Consider the following 22,943-nt stretch of genomic DNA (forward strand, 5'->3'; position numbering starts at 1 on the left):
CTATATAGTTTCAATTAAAAGGCAATACTTAACTTAAAACCATGACTAGAGGTCGAAGGGAATCCAAAGTATTCAACTCCGCTAAACCCTCTGTTGAAACCTGTTTCTGGATCAAAATTATCTGTATTCTTATGGAGGATCGCTAGGTTTCTTCCTATGTAGCTTAATCTCAATTTTGTAAGATTTAGTGATTCTAAGAACGGCCCACTAAAATCGTAACCGAAATTAATTTCCCTAAGTTTTATATAACTCGCATCGTATACCCAATTCTCAGAGATTTGAGCTAATCGACCCCAGTGGTTCTGTGGGTTAACTCCACGAGCCACTACGTCGGCGTTAAGGGATCCATCGATCACGGCATTGTCTGGAACGGTAAATCCAGTTCCACCTGTAAAATAATCCCTGTTTTCTAAGGTTACTACATCGGTTCCAGAACTTGCTCTAACAAGATCTGAGAAAGAAAAAATGTCTCCACCAAATCTTGCATCGAATAGAACAGAAAGCGATAAGTTTTTATATCTAAATGTATTTTGGAAACCTGCCAAAGCATCTGGATTGGTACTTCCTATCTCACCAATTTCCCCTACAACGGGAAGTCCGTCTGAGTCGTAAACAATTTTTCCGTCGTCATTTCTTTCAAATGTCGACCCGAAAAGCGTCCATAATGATTCTCCAAGTTTTGCTCCAACCTGTACCACGTCGTTAAATTGTCTTTCTACTATTTGAACATCTATTCCTTGAGCTAGTTCTTCAATTTTATTTTCGTTTTTAGAGAAGTTTAAAGTTGAAGTCCAACTAAAATCCTTGCCCTTAATAATATCTCCTGAAAGTACGAGTTCTACCCCTTTATTGGTTATTAAACCTGCATTGATAAATTGAGAGTTAGCACCACTTGCAGGCGGTAAGCTTAACTGTAGGATTTGATCTTCTGTGTCGATGGAATAGTAGGTTCCATTCAAACGAAGCCTATTATTAAAGAATCGGGCATCTAAACCAACTTCAAAAGAAGTAGATATTTCTGCAGTTAACTCTGGATTTCTAAGATCTGGACCAGGTCCGGCACCTTCTTCAGTTTGTCCATAATAATTAAAAAGTTGACCATTATAGGGAGCCGTAGACACGTTGTATGTATTGGTTAGGCTGTATGGACTCGTAGCATTTCCCGTTTTAGCATAGTTACCTCTTAATTTTAAAAAGGTTAAACCTCCGTCACTTTTTATACTCGGGATCGCATCGGTAAGGACTAAACTCCCACCAACGGAAGGATAAAAGAACGATGCATTATCAATAGGCAGGGTTGAAGACCAGTCGTTTCTTCCGGTAAACTCAATAAATGCGAAGTTTTTATACCCAAAATTTACAGATCCAAAAACCGAATTTGAGGTGCTTCTAAACAATCTGGAGTCTATATTTTTACTTACAAAATTGTTAAATGAAAATATGTTGTTCTGAACAAAAGTCTCTCCTGTGTTTATGAGTATTTTTTCAGATTGATCGATATGACTTAAACCGAAGGTAGAGGATATCGAGAAGTTTGATCCTAGACTAGAATTATAGTCTAATAAAAAGTCATAGTTCTGTAATTCTGAAGTGGTATTGAATTCATCCATTTTACCATTAGGAGCAATATCGAATGCACCCTTCCTTCTATAGATAAAGGCATTCTGGAAACTTTGATCCTGAGAAAGTTTTAAAGTAGCTTTCATTCCTTTAAATAAATCTACCCCTACAGAAACCAATCCGATATATCGGTTTGTTTCATCTTCATTTAATAAAGTGTTGGCAGGGTAATAGGGGTTCATAATAAAGCTACCATTCCAATTATTTGGGGTGCCTTCCGGCGTTAAATAATTATCTTCCAAAAGTTGATTGGAGATGTTTCGTGGTTTTAAAGATAAAGCCTTGATGGTGTTCGACTGCCCATCTGTTAATTCTGGTCTGTTTTCACCATTTTGATTGGAATAGTCCAATTTCCCGAACACTTCCACACGCTCACCAATATCTATCCCAGCGGCTAAACCAAAATTATGTCTTTTTAAATTGGTGCCAGGTTGTATAGAATTGTTGTTTAAATACCCATAAGAAAGTTTGTAATTAAAACCTTCCTTAGCTTGAGAAACATTTATCGAATTTAAACTGGTTACTCCAGTATCGTAATAATCTTTGAAGTCTCCTGGGTTGGGGCTGTAAGCTGCAGTACCTACACCATCGAATCTTCCTTTTTGAGAGCCATCCATTTGTGGCCCCCAACTACCTGAGTTATCGATTGAATAAATTAATTGATCGGTAGCGGTATCGTAACGGCCCTGTCCATAAACATTTTGAAGTTTCGGTTCTACTAGAACATTATCGAAAGTTAAGGTAGAATTTATTTCAACACGTGCTTTATCTGTTTTACCTCTTTTAGTAGTAATTACCAGCACCCCATTAATTCCTCTAAACCCGTATAGAGCAGTGGCGTTACCACCCTTGAGCACAGAAACCGTTTGAATATCATCGGGGTTCAAGTTAGAAAGTCCGTCGCCATAATCGAATCCGCCAGCAAAATCTCCTTGTCCTAAGGTATTGTTATTTACAATCGCTCCATCTATTACCAATAATGGTTGGTTACTACCACTTAGTGAACTAATTCCCCTTATGGTTATATTGGTAGAAGATCCAGGCCCGGTGGCTCCCGATTTAATATCCACCCCAGAAACCTTTCCCTGTAGGGAAGTCGCCACATTAGGGTTGGAGGCCTCTGTTAAAGATTCAGATCCAACCTCTTCTACTAAATAGCCTAGTTTTTTTGCTTCTTTTTTTACACCAAAAGCGGTAACCACCACTTCATCCAAACTCTGGCTATCTTCTTCTAAGCTAACATTAATACTGGTTTGGGTACCCACTGTAACTTCTTTGGGTTTCATTCCTAAATAAGAGAATTTCAACACATCTCCAGGTGCAGCTTCAATGGTATAATTACCATCAAAATCGGTTTGAGTTCCTTTAGAGGTCCCTAGAATCATAATATTAACGCCTGGTAGCGGCACATCGTCAAAACTACTCTTTACCACCCCGTTTATTTGAACATCTTGTCCAAATACCCCAGAAAGGGATAAAAGTGAAAAGAGAATGAAAAGTAAATTTTGTTGTTTCATCTGTTGTTATTTATTTGATTTTTCATTGGTCAGATGGAATACCATTTCGTTTAGATTCTTTAAATGACTGATATCTAAACAACCGTGGCATTCCATATTATCAATTTGTTAATTAATGGTTAAAAATTACTTCGAAAGTCTTTTGCCAAAAATCTTTTTATACAAACAACATCATTTTACCAACAAACAACAAAGAATTTTAGATAACAGTTTTTTAACATTTGTCATTTTTAAAAATGTTTTGGTTATTCCTGTAAATAATTATACTTTTTCACAGTTTTTTAATCAAAATGCTGAAAACACTGAATATTATTTAATATGATCGTAAATGAGCTTTCTTTAAAGAAAACGATTGCGTGGAAGTATCACTGTTACTTTTGGGGTATTTATTTCTTAATCAACTTTGTACGTTGGGGAAGTTATTTTAACGATTATGCATATTCGTTTGCATCCAACCTGGTAGAATTTCCGCTTCATATAATAATAGTTTACTTCAATGTATATTATTTAATCCCAAGATTTATCTACAAAAAGCGATACCTTATGTATGTAGTCTCTCTAATTATGCTTTTGGGAGTACATTACATTATAAGAAGTTTACTTAACTATTGGCTGGTGACCGAAAATATTTGGCCGGAGGCACAGGGCACGCAAGAGCCCTTAGGTTTTAACCATATTGTTGCTGTAAGTATTGGGGAGTTGTATGTTTTGGGCATTACGGCCGCCATTAAATTTACGGTGGACTTTATAAATGAAAGAAATCAAAACCAAAATCTTAGGGAGCTTCAATTTAAAACAGAGTTAAAGTATTTAAAAGCCCAGATGCAGCCCCATTTTTTCTTTAATACGCTCAACAACTTGTATGCACTTACATTGAAGAAGTCTTCCCAAGCTTCAGATGTGGTTCTGCGGTTGTCAGATATAATGCAATATGTAATTTATGACGCCAATAAAAAAAGATTGCCCTTGCTTCAGGAAATAAATTATATCGATAATTATATTGCACTGGAAAAATTGCGCTATGGTACCAATATCGATTCAGAATTGAGTATTGATGGAGATATAGATACTATAAAAGTACCGCCCTTGCTTTTCCTCCCTTTCATTGAGAATTCTTTTAAACACGGAGTAACGGGAGATAATAAACTTAAGCTGAAAATTTTATTCGAAAGAAGGGAAGATGCCTTGTTTTTTTATGTCGAAAATAACGTAAGTAAGGGAAATCAAAAATCCTCGGAAAAGGGAGGGATCGGACTCAAAAATATACAAAGAAGACTAGAAATACTCTATAAAAATGAATTTGATTTGAAGACCATAGTAAATAACAATATGTTTGTAGTTACGCTTAAAATACCTATTCAATGATTATAAAGAGTCTTATTATCGATGATGAACCACTTGCAATCGAAGTTATACAATCTTACATTCAAGAATTTAAAAATGTGGAAGTGGTCGGGGTCTTTAGAAATCCTATTGAAGCACTTTCTACCATAGAACAAGAAGAAATAGATGTTATATTTTTAGATATAAACATGCCTAAAATGAATGGTTTGGAGTTTTTAAGAAACTTAAAAAACCATCCGTTAATTATCATCACAACCGCATATCGGGAATACGCTATAGAAAGTTACGAGCTGGAGGTTTTGGATTATTTGGTAAAACCCATTCCATTTAACCGTTTTTTAAAATCCATCAACAAGCTTACAGCGCGTTTAATGGTAATAAATGGAGTGAAGCAAACCATCGATTTTGAGCAGGATGCCCATATTTTTTTGAAGGTGGACAAAAAACTCATCAAGATATTTTTACACGATATTCTCTTTATTGAAAGCCTTAAAGATTACATAAAACTCCACAGTAAAGATGGTACGTACATTTCCCATAAGTCCCTTTCTAGTATTACTGAAGAATTACCATCAGAAAATTTTATCAGGGTGCACAAGTCGTATACCATTGCGGTAGACAAAGTGAAGTCGCTGGAAGGGAATTTACTGGAAATTGAAAACAAACGAATTCCTATAGGAAGAAACTATGCTCGGCATACCAAGGACAGCATCTTGAAAAATAAAGGAAACCTTTTAAACGAATAACCAATAAATTATACTAACTCAGTCAAATTAAAACTATGACAACTACCTCTCAAAAATCCAACACCCTAGTGCCGATAATGATTATCGCTGGGCTCTTTTTCATTTTTGGATTTGTTACCTGGATCAATGGAGCTTTGATTCCTTTTATGAAAACCATCAACGAATTAACAGATACCCAATCGTATTTAGTGGCCTCGGCATCTTATATATCTTTTGTTGTGATGGCGCTTCCGTCGTCTTACATTATAGGAAAAGTAGGTTATAAAAAAGGAATGTCTTTAGGGTTAATTGTCATGGCTATCGGGGCATTGGTTTTTATTCCGGCAGCAGAAGCAAGGACATATTGGGTGTTTTTAAGCGGAATTTTTATTCAAGGAATCGGGATGACGCTTTTACAAACGGCTTCCAACCCCTACATTACCATTTTGGGTCCCATGGAAAGTGCTGCCAAACGAATAGCCATTATGGGAATAGCCAATAAGGTGGCAGGGGCCTTGGGCTCTTTTATTTTTGGAGCCATTCTTCTATCGGGTATCGATGAAATTCAAGAGCAACTTACCCAAGTTTCCCAAGACGAAAAGACATTATTATTAAATGAAATGGCAGATAGTGTTGTGTTGCCTTATGTGGTAATGGCAACAATCCTATTCCTCTTGGCAATTTTAATAACCAAAGCACCATTACCGCATGTAGAGGCTGCAGAAGTAGAGGAGGAAGTATCTCCCGATGGCCAAGCAGTTGTAAAAAAAACCAGTATTTTTCAGTTTCCACATTTATGGTTGGGGGTATTAGCCCTATTTGTATATGTAGGTGTTGAAGTAATTGCAGGGGATACCATCATTTCATACGGGTTATCACTGGGCATACCGGGAGAAGAAGCTAAATCCTTTACATTAATGACATTAATGGCCATGGTGGCCACCTATTCCTTGGGGGTGGTTCTTATCCCAAAATACATCAGTCAAACTACCGCATTGCGGGCAAGTGCTATTTTAGGAATATTATTTGCGATCGGAATTATATCCACCTCTGGTTTTACTTCGGTATTATTTGTTGCCGCGTTGGGAATTGCAAATGCACTTGTTTGGCCGGCTATTTGGCCATTGGCTTTAAATGGCTTAGGAAAGTTTACGAAAACAGGTTCTGCATTTTTAATCATGGCTATATCTGGGGGTGCTACTATCCCACTTTTATATGGATATATTGTAGACGAAAAGAAACTGGAATTATTAGAAAGTGGAATGGAAATGTCTAAAGCAACAGCTCAAGCCTCTACCACAGGTTATTACCTGCTATTTCCCTGCTATGCCATTATTTTATATTATGCGTTTCACGGACATAAAATTGGATTGAAAAAAAAATAATCCTGCATTGTTCAGCATCATTTAACGCTCTCTAAACTAATGAGGTATTGTAATTGGTAGTTTGAATAAATCTGGATAAAATTAAAATGCTGTAATTAAGATAAAAGCTCGCAGACCTTTCTTCAATAGAAAGAATTGCGAGCTTTTCTGCTATGCTTATTCTAAAATAGAAGTGGTCGAAACGTGAAAATCCGAAGATAATTCTTGAAGCTTTATTTGTGCATCCCGGTATTGGAAAATAACGTACTTTCTTTGGGGATAAAAAAACTTCCAACAAGCCTTTTCATTTTCTTATTAAATAGTATTTTTGCGCATGCAAAACAACGTACTCATTTTAGATTTCGGTTCGCAGTACACTCAATTAATCGCTAGACGCGTAAGAGAGCTTAATATTTTCTGCGAAATTTATCCATACAATAACTTACCCGAAGACCTTTCCACCTATAAGGCCGTAATTTTATCTGGAAGTCCATTTTCTGTTAGGGCAGAAGATGCTCCGCATCCAGACCTATCGCAAATACGTGGTAAGGTACCTATGTTGGCGGTTTGTTATGGGGCACAATACCTGGCTCATTTTGGGGGCGGAGAAGTGGCACCTTCCAATACTCGCGAATACGGTAGGGCAAATCTTTCTTTTATTGCTGAAAATGAACCCTTTTTCGAAAATATTTCAGTTGGAAGCCAAGTTTGGATGAGTCATAGCGATACCATCAAACAATTACCTACTTCAGGGAAAGTTTTGGCAAGTACCAACGATGTGCAAAATGCAGCTTATAAAATTGAAGGGGAAACAACCTATGCAATTCAATTTCATCCTGAAGTTTATCATTCCACCGATGGAAAACAGCTTCTAGAAAACTTTTTGGTTAGTATTTCTGGAGTAAAACAAACGTGGACACCAGATAATTTTGTGGATATGACGGTTGCCGAACTTAAAGAAAAGTTGGGTAACGATAGAGTGGTACTGGGACTTTCAGGAGGGGTCGACTCTACGGTAGCGGCTGTTTTGTTGAACAAAGCCATCGGCGACAATCTTTACTGTATTTTTGTTAACAATGGACTGCTTCGTAAAAACGAGTTCGAAAGCGTTTTAAAGCAGTACGAGGGCATGGGACTTAATGTTAAAGGGGTCGATTCTTCGGCACGTTTTTTGGATGCTTTGGCAGATGTTAGCGATCCCGAACTAAAGCGTAAAGCAATAGGTAGGGTTTTTATAGAAGTTTTTGATGATGAAGCCCACGAAATAAACGATGTTAAATGGTTGGGGCAGGGAACCATATACCCAGATGTTATTGAATCGATTTCAGTAAACGGCCCATCGGCAACCATTAAGAGTCACCACAATGTAGGTGGATTACCAGATTTTATGAAATTAAAGGTGGTTGAGCCCCTAAAAATGCTATTTAAAGACGAAGTACGCCGCGTAGGAGCTTCTATGGGAATCAACCCAGAGCTATTAGGGAGACATCCTTTCCCTGGGCCTGGACTGGCAATTCGTATCTTAGGGGATATTACTGCTGAAAAAGTACGTATCCTGCAGGAAGTGGATGCTATTTTTATAAACGGACTCAAGGAATGGGGACTTTATAACAAAGTATGGCAAGCCGGAGCAATTTTATTGCCAGTAAATTCCGTTGGGGTGATGGGAGACGAAAGAACTTACGAAAAATGTGTAGCTTTACGTGCCGTAGAAAGCACCGATGGAATGACAGCCGATTGGGTAAATCTTCCATATGAATTTCTACAAAAAACGTCTAACGATATAATAAACAAAGTTAAAGGCGTTAATAGAGTAGTGTACGATATTAGTTCAAAACCGCCAGCAACAATCGAGTGGGAATAATTGACTAAGTTTACGTTGCATGCTTGAAGTTTTAAGCTGGAATATTACAATTATTGTATCAAGGTTTTTGTAGTGAATTTATGGACGTCCCGTTGAATTGGAATTTGTAACCTTGAACAAAAAACTGAAACCAAAATATAAATATGAACCATAGTAAAGTCCTTTTAATCCTTGCGTTTTTGTTTTGTGTAACCTTACAGGCACAAAAATTTGAAACACATGCCGTAAAACAAGGAGAGACCTTAGAAAGTATAGCCCGTAAATATCAAGTAACGCCCTATGCTATTTTAAAGTTAAATCCAGAAGTTAAAAACGGTGTTAAGGCCAATACTATTGTTGTTATTCCACTTTCTGAAGCTTCTTCGTCATCATCGGGAGCAGCTACGGTAGTAGATCCCAATCAAATAGAACGTTTTAAGGAACACAAAGTAAAGAGAAAAGAAACCCTTTACAGTATTTCAAAAGAATACAATGTTTCTATTGATGACTTAAAAAGGTACAATAAAGATTTATACAGTCGCCAATTAAGTAAAAACGAAATCATTCAGATCCCAGTTTACAAAAGGGTTGCTGGAGGTGCTATTCCAAATAGGAGAGGATTGATTCCTCATGTTGTGGCTCCAAAGGAGGGTCCTTGGCGCGTGGCTTACGAACATGGTATTACTGTAGATTCTTTAAAGGTTTTAAACCCAGAAATGCAGGAAGTATTAAAAGAAGGTGATACTCTTTGGGTTCCCTTTGTAGCCGGAAACGATAAAAAGCCGGTAGAGGTTGATAATTACAACTACTACACCGTGCTTCCCAAAGAAGGGTTTTACCGGTTGAAGGTAAAGTTGGGGGTTACCCAAGAGGAGATAGAAACCCTAAATCCAGAAGTTAAGGAGGATGGTTTAAAGGCTGGAATGGTGCTAAAACTGCCAAAAGATAAAATGGGAGAAATGACGGTAAATAACGGTCAGCTTATCGAGAAATTCTCATTACTGGACAGTCTAAATTACAATCAGAAATCCAAATTGGCTTTAATTCTACCTTTTAAGCTGGACGAATTGGATTTTAACGACCTTAGCACCAATAAAAATAAAATTGAAAAGGATAAATTGTTGAGTGTTTCGTTGGATTTTTATACGGGAGCTTTAATGGCCATCGACTCTGCCAAGCAATTGGGATTGTCTTTGGATGTAAGTGTATTTGACAGTGGTGCCAACCCTAGTAAAGTAAGTCAACTTACCACCAGCGGGAAACTAAATGGGGTAGACGCCATCATCGGTCCTATTATGCCTAATACCTTCAATAGGGTTGCGAGTGATGTGAGAACTTTAAATACTCCGGTTTTCGCTCCTTTTTCCAATAAAGGACTTCAATTGTACAACAATGTTTTTCAAACCTTGCCTCCAGATGAATTGTTAAGGGAGAAAATGCTAGGATACTTAAAAACAAATGGAGTGGATAAGAATATTATTATCATCGCCGATAAGCAGAGTACTCCAATAAAAACAAGATTACTGTCACTATTCCCTGGTGCAAAGGTGATTAATCCTATAGAGGATAAATTTATTCGCTTGGATGAAATCAATCCATTTCTTTCTGCGGAAAAAGATAATTGGGTAATCGTTGAAACCAATAGTATTCCGTTGCTTACCAATATTACGGGAGTGGTAAATTCAGCAAAAACTGAAGAACATCCTATAACATTAATGACTACTTTAAAAGGAAGTGCTTACGACAGTGATAATATTTCTAATATGCATTTATCGAATCTTAATTTTCACTTCCCTACCATTGATAAATTATCGGATGTAAAAACAAGTTTCAGTAAAAAATATAGCGCTAAGTATGGCACTACACCCAATCGTTATGCCATTAGGGGGTTCGATCTTACCATGGATGTTATTTTGAGGTTGGGTTACAATAAAAATTTAGATTATGTAGCAGCTCATGTAAGTGAAACGGAATACATAGAGAATAAGTTTGATTATAAGAAAGAGCTTACCGGGGGTTATTACAACCAGGCCCTTTACATCGTAAAATACGATCATTTAGAAATTAAAGAAGCAAAAAACAATGCCGACCTCGATAGTAACGTACTTGGGAGCACTTCGAACTAAGTGTGTTCATATAAAAAGTAATAATTCTTTTATTACAGATGCTCCAACCGATAACAACGGTAAAGGAGAAGCTTTTTCACCTACAGATACAGTGGCGACTTCCTTAGCGAGTTGTATGTTAACAATTATGGGAATCAAAGCCCGTGATTTGGAAATCGATTTAACAGAAACAACGGCAACGGTAACCAAAACTATGGCATCGGAGCCTAGACGTATATCTCAAATAGATATTATTTTCGATATTCCTGCCAACACCGATGATAAAACCAAAAAAATATTAGAACGTGCTGCTCATACTTGCCCTGTGATCTACAGTCTACATCCTGATATTGAAAAGAATATTACTTTTAATTGGGGCTAGAATAGACTCCGATCAATTCTTTTTAATGTTTAAAAAAACAAAAAAAGACTTTCAGCCTTACCTAATTTAGAATAAGGAACACTAAACATATTGAGAATAGGATAATGTGTTGGAGCGGCGGCAAAAGCGGCAACCAATTTAGACAGAACTACGCTTTGAGCGTGGTTTTTTTATGTCTTCTTTATATATTTAAATTTTTTTCTATTTTTAAAGAAAATAAGCAGTAAGAATATGTTTGTACAAGTAAAACAGATATTATCCAATAAAGTTAGAATTGTTGGATTCTTAATTCTGATAGCAGGAATTATAATTCTTAAAACTTTGGATAACGATTTTTATAATTTTCTTTCTGGGGCTTTAATTGGTGTAGGTGGTGCATTTCTATTAACAGGTAAAATACGTAAAACCTAGTTTTAGTACTTTACCTACCTCAATAACAAAACACATAAAAACTTGATGGAATGGATGCTATAAAAATCAACTACAACAAGAAAATTTTACAGCGTGATCTTTTTTACGGAGTAGTCTGGGAAATTTTAGCCATCGCAACCCTTTTTTTTACGGATGGAAATTATTGGCTTTTATCTGTAAACCTCATACTTGCCACGCTCTATCATGGACGTTTTGTGTACAGGAATATAAATCCTTACTTACTGATTGAAAACGGAGTCCTTACTAAAAATTCTTTTCCCAAAAAATCAATAAAACTTTCCGATATAACAAGAATTAAAAAGTTTGGAGAAGATTTTGAAGTGGAAACTTCAGAAGAAAAAATCAAAATTAATGCGGCTTTAATTGCGCCGGTTTCGTAAAAAATGCTGAGCGAATTTTTGGGAGGAATTGAGTTAACACCTTATCTAATGCCATTTTCCAAAAAATAACTTCCATTATTCCTTTTAATTTCATACTTTGATAAGTAATGAACAACCAACACAATAAGTTATGAAATTAGGAGCATTTTCAGTTAGTTTAAGCGTCGAAAATCTTAGCGTTTCCAAAAAGTTTTATGAGAATTTAGGATTTTCTGTTTTTGGTGGTTCCATGTCGCAAAACTACCTTATTATGAAAAATAAGGATTGTTTAATTGGTTTGTTTCAAGGAATGTTTCAGGGAAATATTTTAACCTTCAATCCTGGGTGAGATTCGAATGCCCAAAAACTGAAAGAATTTGATGATATAAGAAACATTCAGCAAAAAATAAAAGCTAACGGCATTGCAATCAATAAAGAAATACAAGAAGACTCCACGGGACCTGCCAGTTTTACCATATCCGACCCCGATGGAAATGTTATTCTATTTGATCAACACATCTAAATTGTTGTTAAGCTTATAATAACCTTCAGTAATCGTTTTAATTGGAAAACTTTTATATATTTAACTTCTTATTAATCAGTAACTAACCAATTAAAATGAAGACCTTAGCAAGAAGAAGTATTTGGGTGCTATTTGCATTTATGTGCATTGGCATCGGGCTCTATCCAATAATTTATTTTTTAATCGATGGTAATTTTGGCTTGTTACTCAACAAAACTCCAGAATTACTAGCTGATCAAATATGGAATATTGCGTTTTATGGACATATAACACTTGGAGGTCTTGCACTGCTTATAGGATGGATGCAATTCAGTTCGAAACTTCGAAGAAGAAATATTAAATTACATAGAAACATCGGTAAAATATACATTTTTGCAGTTTTAATAAGCGGAACTTGTGGCGTGTATATTGCACAATTTGCTACGGGAGGAATAAGCAATAGTATTGGTTTTACCTTAAGCGGTTTGGTTTGGTTAAGTACAACAGCTTTAGCCTATAACGCGATTGTTAAAGGGAAAATTAGAGAGCATCAGAACTATATGATATACAGCTATGCAGTTTGTTTTTCCGCCGTAACATTACGTATTTGGCTACCTGCGTTAACCGCAATTTTAGGAGAATTTCGTCTTGCATATCTTATTGTAGGTTGGTTGAGTTGGGTACCAAATTTGGTTGTTGCTTACTTTATTATAAAAAAGATACATCCCAAACCATATCCTCAGCAAATTTAGGCTTTACGACAATTTAATTCTTAGTTTAAAGCAGATTTGTAAGTCTTTAAACAACGTTCCCGAGCTTCTTTATGGTCTACCATTTTATCGGGATAGGAAAGTTCGTTGTAATCTTCCACCCAGTTGTTAATGTATTCCAAGTCTTTATCAAATTTTTTTATCTGCGTAGTCGGATTAAAAATTCTAAAATACGGTGCGGCATCAACTCCACTTCCTGCCGCCCATTGCCAGTTACCCACATTGCTAGACATTTCGTAATCCAATAATTTTTCCGCAAAATAAGCTTCGCCCCAACGCCAGTCTATTAAAAGGTGTTTACACAAAAAACTTGCAACGACCATTCTTACTCGATTATGCATATAACCGCTCTTGTTCAATTGTCGCATTCCAGCATCTACCAGAGGATAGCCAGTTTCACCTTTGCACCATTTGTCAAACTCTTTTTCATTGTTTCGCCATTCTATTCGGTCGTATTTCTCCCTGAAGGCATTGTCTACGGTTTCTGGAAAATGCCAAAGAATTTGCATGAAAAACTCTCTCCAAATGAGTTCGTTCCAAAAGGTTTCTTCTTTAGCTTCTACCGCTTTTTTAAGTATTTTTCTATATCCAACGGTACCAAAACGCAAGTGAACACTTATGTTTGAGGTACCATGCGCTGCAGGAAAATTTCTGGTGTCCTTATAGTTATCGAGCATGGAAGGGGTTACATCGTAATCTTTAACTTCGATCTTCGATTTTTTAAAGCCCATATCAGCTAAACTTAGCTGTGGCAAACGGGTGTTTTCAACCAAATTATCTAAATATTGACTGGTATAATGAACGGTTAAATCGTTTTTACTGAAATTCTCTTTCCATTTCTTCATATAAGGGGTGTACACCACATAAGGGTCGCCATCATCTTTCACCACTTCATCCTTTTCAAAAAATACTTGATCTTTAAAAGTTTTGAATTCAACATCTTCAGAAGCCAAAAAATCAGAAATTTCTCCATCTCTTTCCTTTGCGTATGGTTCATAATCCCTATTGGTATAAACGGTTTGTACCTCGTAATTCTTCACTAAATATTTATAAACATCTAGGGGTTTTCCATGGTAAAGGGCAATAGAACTGCTATGTTCTTCTTGAAGCTCCTCTCGCATTTCTTGAAGCTTTTTATGGATAAAGGTTACGCGCGCGTCATCTTCCGGAAGTTTGTCCAGTATTTCTTTGTCAAAAATAAATATGGGCAACACAGGAAAATCGCCTTTTAAAGCTTCCAAAAAGCCAACATTATCATCGAGTCTTAGATCCCTACGGAACCAGAAAATGGAAATTTTATCTTTCATAACTAAGCAGAGTCTTTTAAAGCCATAAAAATAATAATATTTTGTTGACTTTTTCTATTAATAAAGTTAAACAAAATAGAATGTTCACTCCTTTCCTTTTAAGGTTTTGTTAACAATTCGATTTAACTTAATACGTAATTTAGTGGCTTAGATAACTAATTTAAAAAATAAACCATGAAAAAATTAATTGTATTGGCCTGCGCACTTTTGGGCGGTTTCGCTTTAAATGCACAGGTAGTGACACCACAACCAAGTCCGACTTCCAAATTGGAACAAAAAGTTGGATTAACCGATGTTACTGTTGCCTACTCAAGGCCTTCCATGCGTGGTAGGGCTGTTTTTGGAGATTTAGTGCCTTACGGTGCGCTATGGCGTACAGGTGCAAACCAAAATACGATTGTAACTTTTAGCGATGATGTTAAAATTGGAGGAAAGGAATTGAAAAAGGGAAGTTATGCACTTTTTACAAAGCCAGGAAAGGATAATTGGGAGGTAATGTTTTACACAGACACTAATAATTGGGGAACTCCACAAGAGTGGGATGAAAGTAAAGTAGCACTTAAAACAACCGCAAAGACTTTTAAATTACCTTTTGAAGTAGAAACATTTACAATCGATGTGGATAACCTAACCAACAACGGTGCTTCTTTGGGAATTGTTTGGGAGAATACCTATGTGGAAATTCCGTTTGAAGTTCCTACTCAAGAAAAAGCCATGGCCAGTATTGAGAAAGTTATGGGCGGACCTCAGGGAGGAGATTACTATGCTGCTGCTGTTTATTATTTACAGGAAGGAAAAAACTTGGATCAGGCGCAAGAGTGGATCGATAAAGCTATTGCTACACAAAAAGAAGCTCCGTTTTGGATGCTAAGACAAAAATCCCTTATTCTAGCTGCCAAGGGAGATAAAAAAGGAGCTATTGAAACGGCCAAACAGTCCTTGGCTGCAGCAGAAAAAGCTGGCAACAAAGATTACGTAAAACTTAATCAAGATTCCTTAGCCGAGTGGGGAGCTAAATAAACTAATAAATTCTGTCATTTTTCAGAAGAGCTGGTACATCTAATTGTACCAGCTCTTTTTATTTTAATATTCTTTCTAAATGTATAGTGTTTCACTTGTTTTATAAAAAGGATTTGAGTTTTTTCGCTAAGTTTAATTTTCCATGATAGGGCGCATATTTTAAGGGGATATCCAACCACGTACCTCTTCTTACCACCGATTTTTTATGGGAAAACACATCAAAGGTTAAGCTCCCATGGTAAGCACCAATCCCACTGTTTCCAACACCTCCAAATGGTAGCCTTTTGTTTACAAAATGCACAATAGTATCATTTATGGTACCCCCACCATAAGAAAATTGTGCCATTAACCGATTGGCATAATGGCGGCGTTTGGAGAATACATAAAGTGATAAGGGTTTTTCAAATCGTTTTACGATATTCTCTATGTCCACATCTTCTCGATATGCTAATACAGGTAGAATTGGACCAAAAATCTCTTCGTTCATAATACTACTGTCCAAATGAGGTTCATCTACAAGGGTCGGTGCCAAATAGAGATCGTTTTTATCATTTTCGCCTCCATAAACGACGTTTTGTCCTTCGAGCAGTTGCTGCAATCGGTCAAAATGATCCATATTTACGATTCTAGGGTAATCTGGAGATTGCTTTGGTCGGTTGGTGTAAGCGGCAATCACTTCTTGCTTTAAGGCTTCTATGAGTGTATGTTTTACCTTTTCTGCAACCAAGAGGTAATCTGGCGCAATACAAGTTTGTCCGCCATTAATAAATTTTCCCCAAACAATTCTTTTGGCAGCTTGTTCAATATTGGCTGTTTCGTCTACTATACATGGGTTTTTTCCACCCAGTTCCAAAGTTACGGGAGTGAGGTGTTTAGCCGCTGCTTGATAAACAATTTTTCCAACTTTCGGACTTCCGGTAAAGAAAATATAATCCCAACGTTCTTCCAATAGAGCTTGAGATACTTCTTTGTCGCCTTGTATTACAGTTACATATGCTTTGGGAAAGACGGTTTCTATTATTTCTGAAATTAGTTCTGAAGTATTGGGCGTTAGTTCCGAAGGTTTAAGTACTACTGTATTCCCTGCTGCCACAGCACCAATTAATGGTGACAACGCCAATTGAAAGGGATAATTCCACGGCGCAATTATTAAACTGTTCCCATACGGCTCTTTAATTATTTTGGCTGAAGATGGGAAATTTATCAAGGAAGCTCTTACGCTTCTCGTTCTCGCCCAAGAATTTAAATTGCTAAGGGTATCATTCAATTCGGCTAGAATGTATTGGGTTTCGGTAAGCAAAACTTCAAACTCACACTTTTTAAAATCGGCGTACAAGGCGTTGCAGATTTCTTTTTCCCTGTTTTCTATAACTTCTTTCAGGTTTTTCAGTAGTTTTTTTCTGTACTTTAGGTCCTTGGTTTTTCCACTGTTGAAATAGTTTTTTTGTGAGGTTATAATTTCTGTTATATCGGTTTCCATAGATTTTACATTTAAAAAAGCTTCTTCAATTTATAAATTATATCTAATATTGTAACAATGAAAAGAACAACAATTAAAATATTAGAAAAAGCAAACGCAATAGCAGTAATCATTTCTGTCATTTCTTTGGTAATTATTTTACTGAATTAAAAAAGGAATGTTGCTCAATTAATATAGTAAGCCTTCCTATTTTGGGAAGGCTTTTTTTTAACCGTATGAACTTTAAAAAGAACGTCATTATTAAAATTATCATTAACTCCTATTGAGTTGATGCACCGCCCTATTTGTAAAAGGTCTGTATCAATAAAAGGTACAGACCTTTTTTATTTTCAGAAAATAAACAAATAAAAACGTTTGAATGTCCTAAAAAAACGAGTCTAACTTGTTGTAAATCATAAGTTTGAATATTTTTTAAGGGGATTGGATTTAAAGTAATAAAAGAATCAAACTGAAAATTAGAAATTCAATAGCATAATTTTGAATAAAATTAAATAATACTCGAAAATTTAACATATAAAGTGAAATTAAACAAGTTTAGCCAACAAGTTACACAAGACCCCACGCTACCGGCAGCACAAGCCATGTTGCATGCGCTGGGTTTAACAGATGAAGATTTAAAAAAGCCTTTTGTAGGAATTGCTAGTACGGGTTACGAAGGAAATCCTTGTAATATGCACCTCAACGATCTTGCTACCCATGTAAAGCAGGGTGCAACAAATGCTGATCTTGTCGGTTTGATATTCAATACCATTGGAGTGAGCGACGGGATATCCAACGGAACACCGGGAATGCGTTTCTCATTGCCGTCAAGGGATATTATTGCAGATTCCATGGAGACGGTGGTGGAAGCTATGAGTTATGACGGACTGGTAACAGTGGTGGGCTGCGATAAGAATATGCCTGGAGCCCTTATGGCCATGTTGCGTTTAAACAGGCCTTCGGTGTTGGTTTACGGCGGAACCATAGCCTCTGGATGCCATAACGGACAAAAACTGGATATTATTTCTGCTTTTGAAGCCTATGGACAAAAAGTGGCAGGTACTATTGATGAAGCGGAGTATAAAGAAGTAGTACATAAGGCGTGTCCGGGGGCGGGAGCTTGCGGCGGGATGTACACTGCCAATACCATGGCATCGGCCATTGAGGCTTTGGGTATGTCTTTGCCATACAATTCTTCCAACCCTGCGGTAAGCGATGAAAAAATTAAGGAACAGGAGGCTGTAAAGGCTGGTGAAGCAGTTCGCTTACTGTTGGAGAAAGACATCAAACCATCGGATATTGTAACTAAAGAGTCCTTGGAGAATGCGATTCGTTTGGTAACGGTATTAGGGGGTTCCACCAATGCAGTACTGCATTTCTTGGCAATTGCTAAGGCTGCAAAAGTAGATTTTACGCTAGAAGATTTTAAAAGAATAAGCGACAGCACTCCTTTATTGGCAAATTTAAAGCCAAGTGGAAAATATTCAATGGAAGACTTACACCACATAGGTGGAATCCCAGGAGTTTTAAAATATATGTTGGAGGAAGGAATGCTTCATGGCGACTGTTTGACTGTTACAGGAAAAACAATCGCTGAAAACCTAAAGGAGGTTCCAAATCTAAAAGAAGATCAGGATATCATCCGTACAGTGGATAAACCAATTAAAGATACCGGTCATATCCGAATTTTATTTGGGAATCTGGCTACGGAAGGAGCCGTGGCAAAAATCACTGGTAAAGAAGGACTTTCTTTTAAAGGAACGGCCAATGTTTTTGATAATGAAAAAGCAGTAAACGAAGGGATAAAAAGCGGAAAGGTTAAAAAGGGCGATGTGGTGATAATTCGTTACGAAGGTCCTAAAGGAGCACCAGGGATGCCAGAAATGCTAAAACCTACATCTTCCATTATGGGAGCTGGTTTGGGTAAAGATGTGGCCCTAATTACCGATGGAAGATTTTCCGGAGGGTCCCATGGGTTTGTGGTAGGCCATGTAGCACCAGAAGCTCAAGTGGGAGGAAATATTGCTTTAGTGGAAAATGGCGATGTAATTGCCATCGATGCAGTTAACAACACTATCAACATAGAAATATCCGATGAAGTATTGGCCGAAAGACGAGCAAAGTGGAAAGCTCCAAAATTAAAAGCAGAAAAAGGAATCTTGTATAAATACGCTAAAACGGTATCGTCGGCCTCCAAAGGTTGTGTAACCGATGAATTTTAGTGGGAAATATCAATTTGATAATTATAGGGCGAGCCTGTAACTAATAGATTGTTACTTATGGAAGTAAAGACATTGAAAAAAGAAGAAAGTAAAACCGGAACTAAAATAAGGATTTCGGGAGCCGAAGCAGTAATTCACTGTTTATTGGCTGAAGGTATAGAAACAGTTTACGGGTACCCCGGAGGCGCTATTATGCCAATATACGATGAGTTGTACAAATTTAGGGATCGACTTCATCATGTATTGACAAGGCACGAACAAGGAGCCACACATGCTGCCCAAGGCTATGCTAGGGTCTCTGGAAAAGTGGGGGTGGCCATGGCTACTTCTGGTCCAGGAGCTACAAACTTGGTTACCGGGATCGCAGATGCCCAAATAGATTCTACTCCCATGGTATGCATCACGGGACAGGTTGCGCGACATTTATTGGGGTCTGATGCCTTTCAAGAAACCGATATTGTTGGAATTTCCACTCCAGTCACTAAATGGAATTATCAAATAACCAATGCTTCGGAAATCCCAGAAGTAATGGCCAAGGCATTTTATATTGCTAGATCGGGCAGGCCTGGTCCCGTACTTATAGATATTACAAAAAATGCACAGTTTGAAGAATTCGATTTCGAATATCAAAAATGCACTGCCATCAGAAGTTATACGGCGAAGCCCACCATAAATCAAGATAAAATAGAAGAGGCTGCCGAGCTTATCAATAAAGCTAAAAAACCAATGATTGTTTGGGGTCAAGGAATTATTTTAGGAAAAGCCGAAGCGGCGCTCAAAGCTTTTGTGGAAAAAGCGGGAATTCCTGCGGCTTGGACTATCTTGGGTGCTTCAGCTTTGCCTTCTACACACCCTTTAAATGTGGGGATGGTTGGAATGCACGGTAATTACGGACCCAATATGCTTACCAATGAATGCGATGTACTTATTGCCTTGGGAATGAGATTCGACGACAGGGTAACAGGGGATTTATCTACCTATGCCAAACAAGCTAAAGTATTGCATTTTGAAATTGATCCTGCGGAAATCAATAAAAATGTGCATGCCGATGTTCCTGTTTTGGGAGATGTAAAAGAGTCTTTGGAAGCTATATTGCCATTGATTACTGAAAATAATCACGATGCATGGCACAACAAATTTAAAGAGCATTATAAAATAGAATTCGATAAAGTAATAAAAAACGATTTACATCCTGAAAAAGAGGGATTAACCATGGGAGAGGTGATTGAGCGAATCAATAAAGAATCCAATCACGAAGCGGTTATCGTTTCCGATGTTGGCCAGCATCAAATGATTGCTTGCCGTTATGCCAAATTCAATACATCCAAAAGTAACATCACTTCAGGCGGATTGGGTACAATGGGATTTGCACTACCAGCAGCTATTGGTGCCAAAATGGGTGCTCCCAAAAGGGAAGTAGTTGCCGTTATAGGCGATGGTGGTTACCAAATGACCATTCAAGAGCTTGGTACCATCTTTCAAACAAAAGTACCCGTTAAGATTGTTGTTTTAAACAACGATTTCTTGGGGATGGTAAGACAATGGCAACAATTGTTTTTCGACAGGCGCTATGCTTCTACCGAAATGACAAACCCCGATTTCATAAAAATTGCAGAAGGATATCATATTCAAGCGAAAAAAGTTACCAAAAGGGAAGATTTAGAAGGAGCGGTAAAAGAAATGATGGCATCTCCAAATGCTTATTTCTTGGAGGTTCAGGTGGAAAAAGAGGACAATGTATTCCCAATGATTCCAACAGGAGCTTCGGTTTCAGATATTCGTTTGAGTTAAAAAGAAGTTTATAAAGTTGTAAAGGGAGCTAAAAAATCATGCAAAGCTTGCCATTATTAACCAACAACGAAATAAAAATGGAAGAAAATAAAACATTTACGATATCGGTTTATTCTGAAAACAATGTAGGTTTATTAAACAGGATTTCAGGAATATTCTTGAAGAGACATATTAATATAGAAAGTTTAAATGTTTCAAAATCAGAAATAGACCACGTTTCTAAATTTACTATCGTAGTTCATACTACAGAAGACTGGACACGTAAAATTGTGGGACAGATTGAGAAACAAATTGAGGTGATCAAGGCGTATTATCACACCAACGAAGAAACTATTTTTCAAGAATCGGCGCTCTTTAAAATCGCTTCAAACTTATTGTTCGATGAACGGCAAATTCAGAATATCATAAAAGACAACCATTCTGAAATTGTAACCGTTTCCCCTGAATTTTTTGTGATCTCAAAATCGGGAAGGCGTGAAGAAATTGAAGAAATGTACGAGCAGCTAAAACCGTATGGGATCATGCAATTCGTGCGTTCAGGTAGAATTTCCGTATCTAAGTCGGAAATGCAAATTTCCAATATTTTAAAGGAATTTCAGTATCAATAAAAAACAATAGAATTTTAAAAACTACGATCCCTAGTGGAGGGAGTAAAAACAACAACTAAAATTAATAAACACAAAATGGCAAATTATTTTAATACACTTTCGCTTAGACAACAATTAGAACAATTGGGAGTATGTGAATTTATGGATAGCTCAGAATTTAACGATGGTGTAGAAAAACTTAAAGGAAAAAAGGTAGTAATTGTTGGATGCGGTGCACAAGGTCTTAACCAAGGACTTAATATGAGGGATTCTGGATTGGATGTTTCGTATGCATTGCGGGAAGGAGCCATTAAAGAAAAAAGACAATCTTACTTAAACGCTACCGAAAATGGTTTTAAAGTAGGTTCTTACGAGGAATTGATTCCAAGTGCAGATTTGGTGTGTAACCTTACCCCAGACAAGCAGCATACCAATGTGGTAAGCACTATTATGCCGTTAATGAAAAAAGGATCTACCTTATCTTACTCGCACGGTTTTAATATCGTGGAGGAAGGGATGAAAATACGTGAAGATATTACGGTTATTATGGTGGCGCCTAAGTGTCCTGGATCCGAAGTTCGTGAAGAATACAAAAGAGGTTTTGGGGTTCCTACCTTAATTGCTGTTCACCCAGAAAACGATCCAGAAGGAAAAGGATTGGAGCAGGCAAAAGCATATGCTGTTGCAACGGGAGGCCATAAAGCGGGGGTTTTACGCTCTTCTTTTGTGGCTGAAGTTAAATCGGATTTAATGGGGGAACAAACCATTCTATGTGGATTATTACAAACTGGTTCTATTTTGAGTTTTGATAAGATGGTAGAAAAAGGGATTGATCCTGGCTATGCTTCAAAACTTATTCAATACGGATGGGAAACCATTACAGAGGCTTTAAAATATGGCGGTATTACCAATATGTTGGATCGTTTATCGAACCCTGCCAAGATTGAAGCCTTTAAAATTTCCGAAGAATTAAAAGAAATTATGCGTCCGCTTTTCCAAAAGCATATGGACGATATTATGAGCGGTCATTTTTCTAAAACGATGATGGAAGATTGGGCCAACGACGATAAAAACCTACACACTTGGCGTGCCGCCACAGGGGAAACTGCTTTCGAAAAGACACCAGCAGGGGATGTAGCCATTTCAGAACAAGAATATTTTGACAATGCGGTGTTGATGGTAGCATTTGTGAAATCTGGAGTTGAATTAGCTTTCGAAACGATGACAGAAGCAGGAATTATTGAAGAATCAGCCTATTATGAATCGCTGCATGAGACACCGCTTATTGCCAATACCATTGCCAGAAAAAAATTATTCGAGATGAACCGTGTAATTTCAGATACGGCGGAGTATGGATGTTATTTATTTGATCACGCCTGTAAGCCTTTGCTAACAGATTTTATGAAGAAAGTGGACACCAATATTATTGGGAAACCTTTTGCTGAATCGAATGGCGTAGATAACAAAGAACTCATTGAAATTAACGATCAAATCCGTAACCACCCGGTGGAAGAAGTAGGAGCGTGGTTGCGTACCTCGATGACCGCTATGAAAAAGATTGTATAACGCCCTTCCCAGCCTCCCCAAATGGGAG

18 protein-coding genes are annotated in these 22,943 nt (G+C 37.2%); 15 read left to right on the forward strand and 3 right to left on the reverse strand.

Annotated features, from left to right (window positions below; translation table 11 throughout):
- Nucleotides 1-14: 14 nt before the first annotated feature.
- Nucleotides 15-3,137, reverse strand: coding sequence for a SusC/RagA family TonB-linked outer membrane protein (locus HX109_RS12360; RefSeq protein ID WP_178952439.1), 3,123 nt, complete (start codon nucleotides 3,135-3,137; stop codon nucleotides 15-17).
- A 318-nt stretch (nucleotides 3,138-3,455) separates the two neighbouring features.
- Here HX109_RS12360 and HX109_RS12365 point away from each other — a divergent pair, with 318 nt between their 5' ends.
- From HX109_RS12365 to HX109_RS12410, 10 genes are all read left to right on the forward strand, one after another.
- On the forward strand, nucleotides 3,456-4,502 hold the full coding sequence (locus HX109_RS12365; protein WP_178952441.1) for a sensor histidine kinase: 1,047 nt from the start codon (nucleotides 3,456-3,458) through the stop codon (nucleotides 4,500-4,502).
- Entirely contained in the window at nucleotides 4,499-5,227 is a 729-nt protein-coding gene (locus tag HX109_RS12370; protein ID WP_178952443.1) for a LytR/AlgR family response regulator transcription factor, read from the forward strand. Before HX109_RS12365 ends, HX109_RS12370 begins: the two co-directional genes overlap by 4 nt.
- A gap of 35 nt (nucleotides 5,228-5,262) precedes the next feature.
- Complete coding sequence (locus HX109_RS12375) at nucleotides 5,263-6,591, forward strand: sugar MFS transporter (RefSeq protein ID WP_178952445.1); 1,329 nt, start codon at nucleotides 5,263-5,265, stop codon at nucleotides 6,589-6,591.
- Between the two features lie 313 nt (nucleotides 6,592-6,904).
- Nucleotides 6,905-8,434 carry a glutamine-hydrolyzing GMP synthase gene (gene guaA / locus HX109_RS12380; RefSeq protein WP_178952446.1) on the forward strand — a complete coding sequence of 510 codons (1,530 nt, stop codon included), beginning with the start codon at nucleotides 6,905-6,907 and terminating at the stop codon, nucleotides 8,432-8,434.
- 143 nt (nucleotides 8,435-8,577) lie between these two features.
- Nucleotides 8,578-10,539, forward strand: a complete 1,962-nt coding sequence (locus HX109_RS12385) for a LysM peptidoglycan-binding domain-containing protein (protein WP_178952449.1) — start codon at nucleotides 8,578-8,580, stop codon at nucleotides 10,537-10,539.
- The gene (locus tag HX109_RS12390; RefSeq protein WP_178952451.1) at nucleotides 10,496-10,900 is read left to right on the forward strand and encodes an OsmC family protein; all 405 of its coding nucleotides are present in this window, start codon (nucleotides 10,496-10,498) and stop codon (nucleotides 10,898-10,900) included. The genes HX109_RS12385 and HX109_RS12390 overlap by 44 nt, the downstream gene beginning before the upstream one ends.
- A 461-nt stretch (nucleotides 10,901-11,361) precedes the next feature.
- Nucleotides 11,362-11,712 (forward strand): hypothetical protein, encoded by a 351-nt coding sequence (locus HX109_RS12400; protein ID WP_178952455.1) that lies wholly within the window; start codon nucleotides 11,362-11,364, stop codon nucleotides 11,710-11,712.
- A 130-nt stretch (nucleotides 11,713-11,842) separates the two neighbouring features.
- Complete coding sequence (locus tag HX109_RS16390; protein ID WP_317170420.1) at nucleotides 11,843-12,040, forward strand: hypothetical protein; 198 nt, start codon at nucleotides 11,843-11,845, stop codon at nucleotides 12,038-12,040.
- Nucleotides 12,041-12,118: 78 nt separating this feature from the next.
- Entirely contained in the window at nucleotides 12,119-12,214 is a 96-nt protein-coding gene (locus HX109_RS16415) for a hypothetical protein (RefSeq protein WP_410504062.1), read from the forward strand.
- A 95-nt stretch (nucleotides 12,215-12,309) separates the two neighbouring features.
- Entirely contained in the window at nucleotides 12,310-12,945 is a 636-nt protein-coding gene (locus HX109_RS12410) for a DUF2306 domain-containing protein (protein ID WP_178952456.1), read from the forward strand.
- Nucleotides 12,946-12,965: 20 nt separating this feature from the next.
- Here the strand turns inward: HX109_RS12410 and HX109_RS12415 are convergent, their stop codons facing one another.
- Nucleotides 12,966-14,270: a cryptochrome/photolyase family protein gene (locus HX109_RS12415; protein ID WP_178952458.1), complete on the reverse strand. Its 1,305-nt coding sequence runs from the start codon at nucleotides 14,268-14,270 to the stop codon at nucleotides 12,966-12,968.
- Nucleotides 14,271-14,444: 174 nt separating this feature from the next.
- Between HX109_RS12415 and HX109_RS12420 the strand changes: the two genes are divergently transcribed.
- Nucleotides 14,445-15,290, forward strand: a complete 846-nt coding sequence (locus tag HX109_RS12420) for a DUF2911 domain-containing protein (RefSeq protein WP_178952460.1) — start codon at nucleotides 14,445-14,447, stop codon at nucleotides 15,288-15,290.
- 100 nt (nucleotides 15,291-15,390) lie between these two features.
- On the opposite strand, the gene HX109_RS12425 is transcribed toward HX109_RS12420, so the two are convergent.
- Nucleotides 15,391-16,770 carry an aldehyde dehydrogenase gene (locus HX109_RS12425; protein WP_178952462.1) on the reverse strand — a complete coding sequence of 460 codons (1,380 nt, stop codon included), beginning with the start codon at nucleotides 16,768-16,770 and terminating at the stop codon, nucleotides 15,391-15,393.
- Nucleotides 16,771-17,288: 518 nt separating this feature from the next.
- Between HX109_RS12425 and ilvD the strand changes: the two genes are divergently transcribed.
- From ilvD to ilvC, 4 genes are all read left to right on the forward strand, one after another.
- Nucleotides 17,289-18,971, forward strand: a complete 1,683-nt coding sequence (gene ilvD, locus HX109_RS12430) for a dihydroxy-acid dehydratase (RefSeq protein ID WP_178952464.1) — start codon at nucleotides 17,289-17,291, stop codon at nucleotides 18,969-18,971.
- Nucleotides 18,972-19,028: 57 nt separating this feature from the next.
- On the forward strand, nucleotides 19,029-20,762 hold the full coding sequence (gene ilvB / locus HX109_RS12435) for a biosynthetic-type acetolactate synthase large subunit (protein ID WP_178952466.1): 1,734 nt from the start codon (nucleotides 19,029-19,031) through the stop codon (nucleotides 20,760-20,762).
- 77 nt (nucleotides 20,763-20,839) lie between these two features.
- Nucleotides 20,840-21,370, forward strand: coding sequence for an acetolactate synthase small subunit (gene ilvN / locus HX109_RS12440; protein WP_178954190.1), 531 nt, complete (start codon nucleotides 20,840-20,842; stop codon nucleotides 21,368-21,370).
- A 75-nt stretch (nucleotides 21,371-21,445) separates the two neighbouring features.
- Nucleotides 21,446-22,915, forward strand: coding sequence for a ketol-acid reductoisomerase (ilvC, locus tag HX109_RS12445; RefSeq protein ID WP_178952468.1), 1,470 nt, complete (start codon nucleotides 21,446-21,448; stop codon nucleotides 22,913-22,915).
- Nucleotides 22,916-22,943 lie beyond the last annotated feature (28 nt).

The organism is Galbibacter sp. BG1 (assembly GCF_013391805.1).
Classification (GTDB): Bacteria; Bacteroidota; Bacteroidia; order Flavobacteriales; family Flavobacteriaceae; genus Galbibacter.

What these genes read in the sequence shown, in the direction of transcription:
- HX109_RS12375 (WP_178952445.1), top strand. Translation starts at nt 5,263, where the DNA reads ATGACAACTACCTCTCAAAAATCCAACACCCTAGTGCCGATAATGATT.
- HX109_RS12370 (WP_178952443.1), top strand. Translation starts at nt 4,499, where the DNA reads ATGATTATAAAGAGTCTTATTATCGATGATGAACCACTTGCAATCGAA.
- HX109_RS12385 (WP_178952449.1), top strand. Translation starts at nt 8,578, where the DNA reads ATGAACCATAGTAAAGTCCTTTTAATCCTTGCGTTTTTGTTTTGTGTA.
- HX109_RS12410 (WP_178952456.1), top strand. Translation starts at nt 12,310, where the DNA reads ATGAAGACCTTAGCAAGAAGAAGTATTTGGGTGCTATTTGCATTTATG.
- HX109_RS12420 (WP_178952460.1), top strand. Translation starts at nt 14,445, where the DNA reads ATGAAAAAATTAATTGTATTGGCCTGCGCACTTTTGGGCGGTTTCGCT.
- HX109_RS12400 (WP_178952455.1), top strand. Translation starts at nt 11,362, where the DNA reads ATGGATGCTATAAAAATCAACTACAACAAGAAAATTTTACAGCGTGAT.
- HX109_RS16390 (WP_317170420.1), top strand. Translation starts at nt 11,843, where the DNA reads ATGAAATTAGGAGCATTTTCAGTTAGTTTAAGCGTCGAAAATCTTAGC.
- HX109_RS12365 (WP_178952441.1), top strand. Translation starts at nt 3,456, where the DNA reads ATGATCGTAAATGAGCTTTCTTTAAAGAAAACGATTGCGTGGAAGTAT.
- HX109_RS12425 (WP_178952462.1), bottom strand. Translation starts at nt 16,770, where the DNA reads ATGGAAACCGATATAACAGAAATTATAACCTCACAAAAAAACTATTTC.
- HX109_RS12415 (WP_178952458.1), bottom strand. Translation starts at nt 14,270, where the DNA reads ATGAAAGATAAAATTTCCATTTTCTGGTTCCGTAGGGATCTAAGACTC.
- ilvB (WP_178952466.1), top strand. Translation starts at nt 19,029, where the DNA reads ATGGAAGTAAAGACATTGAAAAAAGAAGAAAGTAAAACCGGAACTAAA.
- HX109_RS12360 (WP_178952439.1), bottom strand. Translation starts at nt 3,137, where the DNA reads ATGAAACAACAAAATTTACTTTTCATTCTCTTTTCACTTTTATCCCTT.
- HX109_RS12390 (WP_178952451.1), top strand. Translation starts at nt 10,496, where the DNA reads ATGCCGACCTCGATAGTAACGTACTTGGGAGCACTTCGAACTAAGTGT.
- guaA (WP_178952446.1), top strand. Translation starts at nt 6,905, where the DNA reads ATGCAAAACAACGTACTCATTTTAGATTTCGGTTCGCAGTACACTCAA.
- ilvC (WP_178952468.1), top strand. Translation starts at nt 21,446, where the DNA reads ATGGCAAATTATTTTAATACACTTTCGCTTAGACAACAATTAGAACAA.
- ilvN (WP_178954190.1), top strand. Translation starts at nt 20,840, where the DNA reads ATGGAAGAAAATAAAACATTTACGATATCGGTTTATTCTGAAAACAAT.